This is a genomic window from Allosphingosinicella sp., from assembly GCF_036387215.1.
GTDB lineage: Bacteria > Pseudomonadota > Alphaproteobacteria > Sphingomonadales > Sphingomonadaceae > Allosphingosinicella.
Window position 1 is genome coordinate 1 of sequence record NZ_DASVUE010000437.1, and the last position, 7,822, is coordinate 7,822.

The 7,822-nt window shown below is 67.7% G+C and carries 9 protein-coding genes and 1 pseudogene; 4 read left to right on the plus strand and 6 right to left on the minus strand.

Annotated elements, in window-relative coordinates; genetic code table 11:
- Nucleotides 1-99: pseudogene (locus VF662_RS16665) on the plus strand (ParB/RepB/Spo0J family partition protein); the annotation flags it as partial.
- A gap of 3 nt (nucleotides 100-102) precedes the next feature.
- Here the strand turns inward: VF662_RS16665 and holA are convergent.
- From holA to VF662_RS16685, 4 genes are read right to left on the minus strand one after another with little or no spacing between them, the layout of a single operon-like run.
- Entirely contained in the window at nucleotides 103-1,131 is a 1,029-nt protein-coding gene (gene holA, locus VF662_RS16670) for a DNA polymerase III subunit delta (protein WP_464143073.1), read from the minus strand.
- Nucleotides 1,128-1,622: an LPS assembly lipoprotein LptE gene (gene lptE / locus VF662_RS16675; RefSeq protein ID WP_464143074.1), complete on the minus strand. Its 495-nt coding sequence runs from the start codon at nucleotides 1,620-1,622 to the stop codon at nucleotides 1,128-1,130. Before lptE ends, holA begins: the two co-directional genes overlap by 4 nt.
- The gene (gene leuS / locus VF662_RS16680) at nucleotides 1,619-4,147 is read right to left on the minus strand and encodes a leucine--tRNA ligase (RefSeq protein WP_464143075.1); all 2,529 of its coding nucleotides are present in this window, start codon (nucleotides 4,145-4,147) and stop codon (nucleotides 1,619-1,621) included. Before leuS ends, lptE begins: the two co-directional genes overlap by 4 nt.
- Before the next feature lie 9 nt (nucleotides 4,148-4,156).
- Entirely contained in the window at nucleotides 4,157-4,630 is a 474-nt protein-coding gene (locus VF662_RS16685) for a DUF3576 domain-containing protein (RefSeq protein ID WP_464143076.1), read from the minus strand.
- A 201-nt stretch (nucleotides 4,631-4,831) separates the two neighbouring features.
- Here VF662_RS16685 and VF662_RS16690 point away from each other — a divergent pair, with 201 nt between their 5' ends.
- Complete coding sequence (locus tag VF662_RS16690; RefSeq protein WP_464143077.1) at nucleotides 4,832-5,551, plus strand: hypothetical protein; 720 nt, start codon at nucleotides 4,832-4,834, stop codon at nucleotides 5,549-5,551.
- Here the strand turns inward: VF662_RS16690 and VF662_RS16695 are convergent.
- Complete coding sequence (locus VF662_RS16695) at nucleotides 5,524-6,087, minus strand: thiamine phosphate synthase (RefSeq protein WP_464143078.1); 564 nt, start codon at nucleotides 6,085-6,087, stop codon at nucleotides 5,524-5,526. The genes VF662_RS16690 and VF662_RS16695 overlap by 28 nt on opposite strands.
- 22 nt (nucleotides 6,088-6,109) lie before the next feature.
- Here VF662_RS16695 and VF662_RS16700 point away from each other — a divergent pair, with 22 nt between their 5' ends.
- Nucleotides 6,110-6,778, plus strand: coding sequence for a YggS family pyridoxal phosphate-dependent enzyme (locus VF662_RS16700; protein WP_464143079.1), 669 nt, complete (start codon nucleotides 6,110-6,112; stop codon nucleotides 6,776-6,778).
- A 43-nt stretch (nucleotides 6,779-6,821) separates the two neighbouring features.
- Entirely contained in the window at nucleotides 6,822-7,484 is a 663-nt protein-coding gene (locus VF662_RS16705; RefSeq protein WP_464143080.1) for an HAD family hydrolase, read from the plus strand.
- On the opposite strand, the gene ribA is transcribed toward VF662_RS16705, so the two are convergent.
- The coding region (gene ribA / locus VF662_RS16710; protein ID WP_464143081.1) for a GTP cyclohydrolase II RibA at nucleotides 7,481-7,822 on the minus strand (342 nt) is incomplete at its 5' end. The genes VF662_RS16705 and ribA overlap by 4 nt on opposite strands.

Sequence of the window (7,822 nt, forward strand, 5' to 3'; positions counted from 1 at the left end):
ATCACGCACCGGCCGGATGGCGGCAGCGTGGCGCTCGGCTACTCGACGCTCGATCAGCTCGACATGATCTGCCAGCGCCTCAGCGGCGAGCGCATCTAAGCCTCAGCGGAGCCGCGCCGCCTGCCGGCAGATCGCGAACAGCTCCTCATCGACCGCAAGCGCCCCGATCCCGCCCGGGCTGATCACCTGCCGCTGCACGTCCATCACTCGTCCCATCGCCTTCGCGAGGAGATCGGACCGCCAGCGGGAAAGCTGGGCACCGATCGCGTCTTTGTCCTTCCAGAACAATGACTTGCCCGATGACGCCATGACTGCGGTTACGCTGTTCCCCTGATCCACCTCGGCGCGGAGTTTCGCCAGCAGCGCCAATCGCCGCAGCAAGGCGGGGCGCACCAGCGATATGCCCTCGACTCCCACACTGTGGAGCCGTGTCAGCTCCGCTTCGAGGCCTGCGGCGTCGCCGCCGAGGACGCTGTCGACGAGGCGGCTGAGATCCCCCTCCTCGCTCGCCGCTCCAACCGCATCCAGAGCATCGTCCTCCAGCGGCTTCGGGCGCTCGGGCGAAGCGTCCAGGAACAGAGCGAGCTTGGCGAGCTCCTGCGCGATCACCGCCCGGTTGCCGGCGCATCCGTCGGCGATCCGGCGAGCGACGTCCCTCCGGATCGAAAGCCCGACTTCGCGGCCCATCTCGATCACGAGTTTGTCCGCCTCTCCCGCCTCGGGGACGTAGCTGGCGCAGGCCATGGCGCAGGGTGCGGCAAGGGCGAGCTTCAGGAGGCGCGAGGCAGGCTTCAGCGCGCCTGCGAGCATCACGACCGGGTTGCCGGCGGTTGCAGCCCCCACCAAGGCTTCGGCCGCTTCCGCAGAATCGTCGCCGGCCGGCTCGACCCAGATGTAGCGGGCTCCCCCGAACAGCGAGATGGAAGCCGCCTCGTCGGCGAGGCGGGCGGGGTCGCCTTTGAGATCGGAGCCGCTGAGGTCGACGCGCTCCGCTTCCGGACCCATTGCCGCTGCAAGGAGCTTCGCAAGCGCCCGCGAGCCTGCTTCGTCGGGACCGTAGAGGAGAAAGAGGCGGATGCTCTCGTCGCGGGCCTTCAGCGCCCGCTCGATCTGCGGCCGGTTGGCCTTCACGGCGCCGCCGGGAACCGCGACGCATAGAGGCCGACGCGGGAGACGATCTGGTCCGCAAGCTCCCTCGAAAGCCGCTCCAGCGCCGTCTGCTCGGCCGCCACGGTGGCATATTCGGAGCTCACCACGTCCACCCCAACGTCGGAGCCTGCGGTTGCATCGAGCAGGACCGTGCCCACGGATGCTTCGACGAGCCGGTAGCGCGCCCGGAGCGTCCGCCGCTCGCGAGTGATGGCGTTGCCGGAGCGGATACCGAAGCCGGTGATGTCGTCGTCGAGCTCGATCTCAAGCCGGTATTTGGAGCCGGAGCCGCCTTTGCCCATCCGGTCTTCCAGTGCGGTGCGCACCAGCCAGCCGGCGCGGCCGCCGATCGGCGCGATGTCGATCGATTGCAGCGTCTGCGCGACATGACCCTTGCCTCCGCCGGCGTAGAGCGGCCGCAATGTGCAGCCGCCGAGCAGCGCCACGAAACAGAGGAGCAAAAACCGGTTCATGCGACCAGATTCACGAGGCGATCGGGCACCACGATCACCTTCCGCGGCGCCTTGCCTTCGAGGATCCGCACGATCTTGTCCGAGGCGAGCGCCATCTCCTCAAGCGCCTCGCGCGGCGCGCCCTTCGGCGCCGTAAGCGTGTCGCGGAGCTTGCCGTTCACCTGCACCGCGATCGTCACCTCGTCCTCGATGAGCAGCGCCGGATCCGCCTCGGGCCACGCGGCGTCGGCGATCAAGCCTTTCCGGCCGAGCGCGCGCCAGGCTTCCTCGGCCAGATGCGGCGCCATCGGGGCGACGAGGAGCAGCAGGGTCTGGGCTGCCCCGGTGCGAGACTCGGAGGCGGGCGCCTTCTCGACCGCGTTGGCAAGCTCGTAGAGGTTTGCGACGGCCTTGTTGAAGGCGAGCGCCTCGATATTGGCGCCCACGCTGGCGATGGTCTGGTGGAGCTTGCGGTCGAGTGCCCGATCCTCGCCCTCGCCGCGTGACGCATCCGAAGTCATCCGCCACAGCCGCTGGACGAAGCGCCAGGAGCCCTCGATCCCGGCTTCGCTCCAGGGCAGGTCGCGCTCCGGCGGGCTGTCCGAAAGCATGAACCAGCGCACCGCGTCAGCCCCGTACTGATCGACGATCGGTTCCGGATCGACGGTGTTCTTCTTCGATTTGGACATCTTCTCGACGCGGCCCGTCGTCACCGGGTGGCCGCTTTCGATGTGGATCCAGTCGTCGCCGTCCCGCCTCACCTCGTCCGGCGAAAGCCAGCTGCCGTCGCCGGCTTTGTAGGTCTCGTGCGTCACCATGCCCTGGGTGAAGAGGCCCTTGAACGGCTCCTCGACGTCGAGGAGCCCGATCCGCTTCAGCGCCCGCGTCCAGAAGCGCGCGTAGAGCAGGTGCAGGATCGCGTGCTCGACACCGCCGATATACTGCCCCACCGGAAGCCATTGTTCCGCCTCCGCGCGGTCGAATGGCCGGTCGCGGGGCTGGCTGGCGAAGCGGATGAAATACCAGCTCGAGTCCACGAAGGTGTCGAGCGTGTCGGTCTCACGCACCGCGGCGGCCCCGCAGCTCGGGCAGTCGACATGCTTCCACGTCGGGTGGCGGTCGAGCGGGTTGCCGGGGATGTCGAAGGTGACGTCCTCCGGAAGCACGACAGGGAGCTGGTCCTTCGGCACCGGCACCGCGCCGCACGATCCGCAGTGGATGACGGGGATCGGAGTGCCCCAATAACGCTGGCGCGACACGCCCCAATCGCGCAGGCGCCAGACGGTGGTTCCCTCGCCCCAGCCGTCCGCTTCCGCGCGGCGGATGACCTCCGCCTTGGCCGCTTCGACGCCGAGCCCATCGAGGAAGCGGGAGTTCACGATCACTCCGCCGCCGGTTTCGGCCTCGTCCGCGAACGGCTGGCCGGCCTGATCTGGGGAGGCAGCAACGACGCGCCGGATCGGGAGCCCGTATTTGGTGGCGAACTCGAAATCCCGCTGATCGTGGCCCGGAACGCCGAAGATCGCGCCGGTCCCGTAATCCATCAGCACGAAATTGGCGATGTAGAGCGGGAGCTGCCACTCGGCGTCGAGCGGGTGAAGCACCTTGAGGCCGGTGTCGAAGCCCTTTTTCTCCGCCGTCTCAAGCTCGGCGGCCGTGGTCCCGCCCTGCTTGCACTCGGCGATGAACGCGGCGACCGCATCGTCCTGCCCCGCCAGCGCCAGCGCGATGGGGTGATCGGGCGAGACCGCCGCGAAGCTCGCGCCGAAGATCGTGTCAGGGCGCGTCGTGAAGACGTCCAGGGAGCTGATTCCCTCCCCTGCAGGGAGGGGAGAGGCGAGCTTGAAGCTGAAGCGCATGCCCTGGCTCTTGCCGATCCAGTTCTCCTGCATCAGCCGAACCTTGTCGGGCCACTGATCGAGGGTGCCGAGCCCGTCCAGCAGCTCCTCGGCGAAGTCGGTGATCTTGAGGAACCACTGGCTCAGTTTCCGCCGCTCGACGAGCGTGCCGGAGCGCCAGCCGCGGCCGTCGATCACCTGTTCGTTGGCGAGCACGGTCATGTCGACCGGGTCCCAATTGACCTCGCTCTCCTTCCGGAAGACGAGCCCCGCCTCGTAAAGGTCCAGGAACAGCGCCTGCTCATGGCCGTAATAATCGGGCTCGCAGGTTGCGAGCTCGCGGCTCCAGTCGAGCGCGAAGCCGAGCCGCTTCAGCTGCCCGCGCATCGTCGCGATGTTGGCGCGGGTCCATTCGCCGGGATGGACCTTCTTCTCCATCGCCGCATTCTCGGCGGGCATCCCGAACGCGTCCCAGCCCATCGGGTGGAGAACCTCGAAGCCCTTCATCCGGCGGTAGCGGGCGAGCACGTCGCCCATCGTGTAGTTGCGGACGTGGCCCATGTGGATGCGCCCCGACGGATAGGGGAACATCTCGAGCACGTAGCTGCGCGGCTTGGAACTGCTGCTGGAGGCGCGGAAGGAGCCCTTCTCCTCCCATACCCCTTGCCAGTGCGCGTCTGCCTGGAGCGGATTGAAGCGCCCGGCCATGATTATGCCTTAGCCGCTGCTGGCGTTTCGGCGGAGGTCGCGCGCCTTGGTGAGGATGATCTCCTCGAGCCGCTGCACGGTTGCGGCGGAGACCGGAGCCTCGACCCACTGGCCGTTCTGGAGCACCTGGCGCGAGGCCGCGACGCGGAGAGCGTCTGCGCGGAGGTTCGCATCCATGATGGTTGCGGTCACCTTCACTCGGTCGCCGGGGGCGCTTGGATTGGAATACCAGTCGGTCACGATCACGCCGCCGGCGGAGTCGACCTGCGCGAGCGGAGCGAAGGAGAGCGTGTCGAGCGCCGCGCGCCACAGGTAGGAGTTGACGCCGATCGTCGTCACCTGCGCAGCGGCGAGGTCCGCCTGCCGGTACCCCTGGTCCGGGCCCTTCCCGAGCGTCTTGTTGATGTCGTCGCGGATGAATTCGCAGCCGGAAAGGGTCGAGGCGCAGGCGATCGCCAAAAGCAGGTGTACGGGGCGGGCCATTCGGCAGATCCTCAAGAAATGGGTGGTCGGCTGCCGTTATAGATAAGAGGGCGGCGGCGGCAAGCGTCTCTCGCCCGGCGCTCTTAACCTTCCTCTGTGGAAAAGATGCAACATGCTGATGCTATTCGACGACGCCGGGCTCCACTTCGCTGGTTTAGCGTTGGAGACGTGATTACATGATCGGCGTTAGGGGAGTCGGACGTGTTGAAGCTTGGTGCCAGTGGAGCAGTCGGGAGCGTGGCGATCGCCGCGCTTGCGGTCGTGCTCACTCCGGCGCTTGCCGCTTCCAATCAGACGCAGAAGGCCAAACGGCCGGCCGCGACGCGGACCTTCACTGCAGGCAGCTTCACGCCCGCAGTCGCCGATCCGCGCCTTGCCGCCGAGTTCGCGCGCCGCGGCTTCACTCCGGGAAGCTTCCGCTTCACGCCCTCCTCCGCCTCGCTCGACCGAAGCAAGGCCGTCAAGGTCGCGGTCCGCGCCCGTGCGGCGACTCCGGCGCAGGCCGCCCGGGTCCTCAACGAAACCTCCGCTTCACCGGTCACCGCGATTACGCCCACGGCTTATAATCTCGGCCTCGCAGTCGGTTGGAAGCGCTTCGCGCTGTCAGGCGACGTTGCGCGCGTGCAGGGCGGGCCGATCCCCGGCGGCCGCGAAGCTGCCGAGGTCGGCGTCAGCTACTCCGGCAAGAAGTTCACCGGCCGGGTCAATGTCGGCGCGGAACGGAGCGACGGCACGCTCCAGCGCGTGATGCCGCTGGAGAGCAGCTACTCGCTCGACGTCGGCGGCTCCTACGATGTCGGCAAGAACGTCGCAGTCACCGGCGGCGTCCGCTACAAGATCCAGCACGACCGGCTCCGTCCGCTCGAGGATGATCGGCGCGACAGCCAGGCCGTCTACGTGGGCACCGCCTTCCGCTTCTGACGCGCCCACGCGTCTATTCCAGCCCAGCCGTAGATCGCCGAGCCGAGTCTTCGCGCGCGACGGGCATTCATTCCTCCGAGCGCGATCACCGGCACCCGCGCGCGCCTTGCCAGCAGCATGAAGCGCAGCGGCCCGAGGCTCCCCTTGTCCGGGTGGGAGCGGGTGTCGAACGCCGGTGACAGGAACACGAGGTCGGCTCCGCCTCGCTCGGCGGAACGGAGTTCCCGCAGATTGTGCGCGGGGGCTGTGCGGATCAGCCCCGGCGGCTTGCGGGCGGACTGGCGCCGGTGAAAGCCCTCGGCTCCATATGAGGCCGCTTCCTCGGAAGTGCCGGCAAGGATCAGTGTCAGGTGGTGCCTTCGGGCGCGTCTCTTCACCGCCAGGAAGAGCTTCCGCCGTTCAGCCGGCGGCAGGCTGTAGTGCCGGAAAACGATGCCTGCCCCCCGCGGAAGCCGTTCAATCGCCGTCCAGAGCGCCTCGCCCTGGCGCTCGTCGGTCATCAGCCAGAGGCGGGGCAGAGGCTGGCGGCGCTGCATCGCCCTTCCTATAGCAGCCGCCATGGATGAGGCATTACCTTCAGCGCGGCTCCAGGCGGTGCGCTCGGCCATTGCCCGCGCAGCCCGGCTGGCTGGGCGCGAAGCGGGTGACGTGACTCTGATCGCCGGGTCGAAAACCCACCCCGCCGAGGACATCGTGCCGCTGCTCGAGGCGGGGCAGCGTGCCTTCGGTGAGAACCGCGTTCAGGAGGCCGAGGCGAAATGGCCGGCGCTCAAGCAGGCCTATCCGGACGTGGAGCTGCACCTGATCGGCCAGCTGCAGTCCAACAAGGCCGCGGAAGCCGTGGCGCTGTTCGATTGCATCCATTCCGTCGATCGGCCGTCGCTCGTGGCGGCGCTCGGCAGGGCGATGGAGGCGCTGGACCGGCGTCCGCGCTGCTTCGTGCAGGTGAACATCGGCGGTGAGCCGCAGAAAGGCGGCTGCCCCGTTCCCGAGTTGCCCGTGCTGTTGGAGCAGTGCCGCGAGGCTGGTCTGCCGGTTGCCGGGCTGATGTGCATCCCTCCCGCCGATGTGGAGCCTGCGCCTTATTTCGCCCTCCTTGCCAAGCTTGGGCGGCGGCATGGCGTCAGCGCGCTCAGCATGGGAATGTCGGCGGATTACGAGGCCGCGGTGACGATCGGAGCCACCCACATTCGCGTCGGCACCGCCTTGTTTGGTGAGCGGTTTTGAGGTTCGAGGGATTGCATCGCCGGCTCCTCCCCCGGAGGAGCCTATGAAATACGACGCGATCATCTTCGATTTCGACGGCGTGCTGATCGAGAGCGAATATGTCGGCAACAAGCAGATCGCCGACTATCTCACCCGCATCGGCCACCCCACGAGCGTCGAAGAATCGATGCGGGAGTTCATGGGGCTGGCGGGGCGCGACTTCCTCGAGGCGATCGAACATTGGATCGGACGGCCTCTTCCCGCGGATTTTCACGAGGAGCGGAGAGCCGAGGACGCGCGTGCGCTTGCTGAGGGCGTCGGAGCGGTGGCCGGCGCCGTCGCCTTCATCGAGAGCCTTCCGGCCGATCTGCCGCGGGCAATCGCTTCGTCGAGCTCGCCAGAATGGATCGACGCGCATCTCGATCATCTGAAGCTGCGGCATCACTTCGAAGGGCGCATCTTCAGCGGCCGGCGGGACGTGAGCCGGGGTAAGCCAGCGCCGGACATCTATCTCCATGCCGCCGCGGCGATCGGGGTGCCGATCGACCGTCTTGCAATTATTGAGGATTCGCCGGTGGGCGTGACGGGAGCCGTCGCGTCGGGCGCGTTCGTGATCGGGCTGGCGGCGGGAAACCATTGCTTCGACGGCCACGGCGAACGCCTCAAGGCACTCGGCGCCCATGCCATTGCCCACAGCTTCGAAGGCGTTGCCCGGCTGCTCTCCTAGAGCTGGTGGCCGCTGCGGAGGCGTTTCGTCTCCAGATAGGCCTGGTTGTGGCGGTTCGAGCCGGTCCTGAGCGGCACCTGCTCCGCCACCTTGACCCCAGCGGCGTCGAGCCCCGCCACCTTGCGCGGGTTGTTGGTGAGAAGCCTCACCTCGGGCTGCGACAGCTGCTCGAGCATTCGGGCGGCGACGCCGAAGTTCCGTTCGTCATCGCCGAAACCCAGGCGGATGTTGGCGTCGACCGTGTCGAAGCCCTGGTCCTGCAGCGAATAGGCACGGAGCTTGTTGACGAGGCCGATGCCGCGCCCTTCCTGGCGGAGATAGAGGAGGATGCCCCAGCC

What these genes read in the sequence shown, in the direction of transcription:
- lptE (WP_464143074.1), bottom strand. Translation starts at nt 1,622, where the DNA reads ATGAACCGGTTTTTGCTCCTCTGTTTCGTGGCGCTGCTCGGCGGCTGC.
- leuS (WP_464143075.1), bottom strand. Translation starts at nt 4,147, where the DNA reads ATGGCCGGGCGCTTCAATCCGCTCCAGGCAGACGCGCACTGGCAAGGG.
- VF662_RS16685 (WP_464143076.1), bottom strand. Translation starts at nt 4,630, where the DNA reads ATGGCCCGCCCCGTACACCTGCTTTTGGCGATCGCCTGCGCCTCGACC.
- VF662_RS16695 (WP_464143078.1), bottom strand. Translation starts at nt 6,087, where the DNA reads ATGCAGCGCCGCCAGCCTCTGCCCCGCCTCTGGCTGATGACCGACGAG.
- VF662_RS16700 (WP_464143079.1), top strand. Translation starts at nt 6,110, where the DNA reads ATGGATGAGGCATTACCTTCAGCGCGGCTCCAGGCGGTGCGCTCGGCC.
- VF662_RS16705 (WP_464143080.1), top strand. Translation starts at nt 6,822, where the DNA reads ATGAAATACGACGCGATCATCTTCGATTTCGACGGCGTGCTGATCGAG.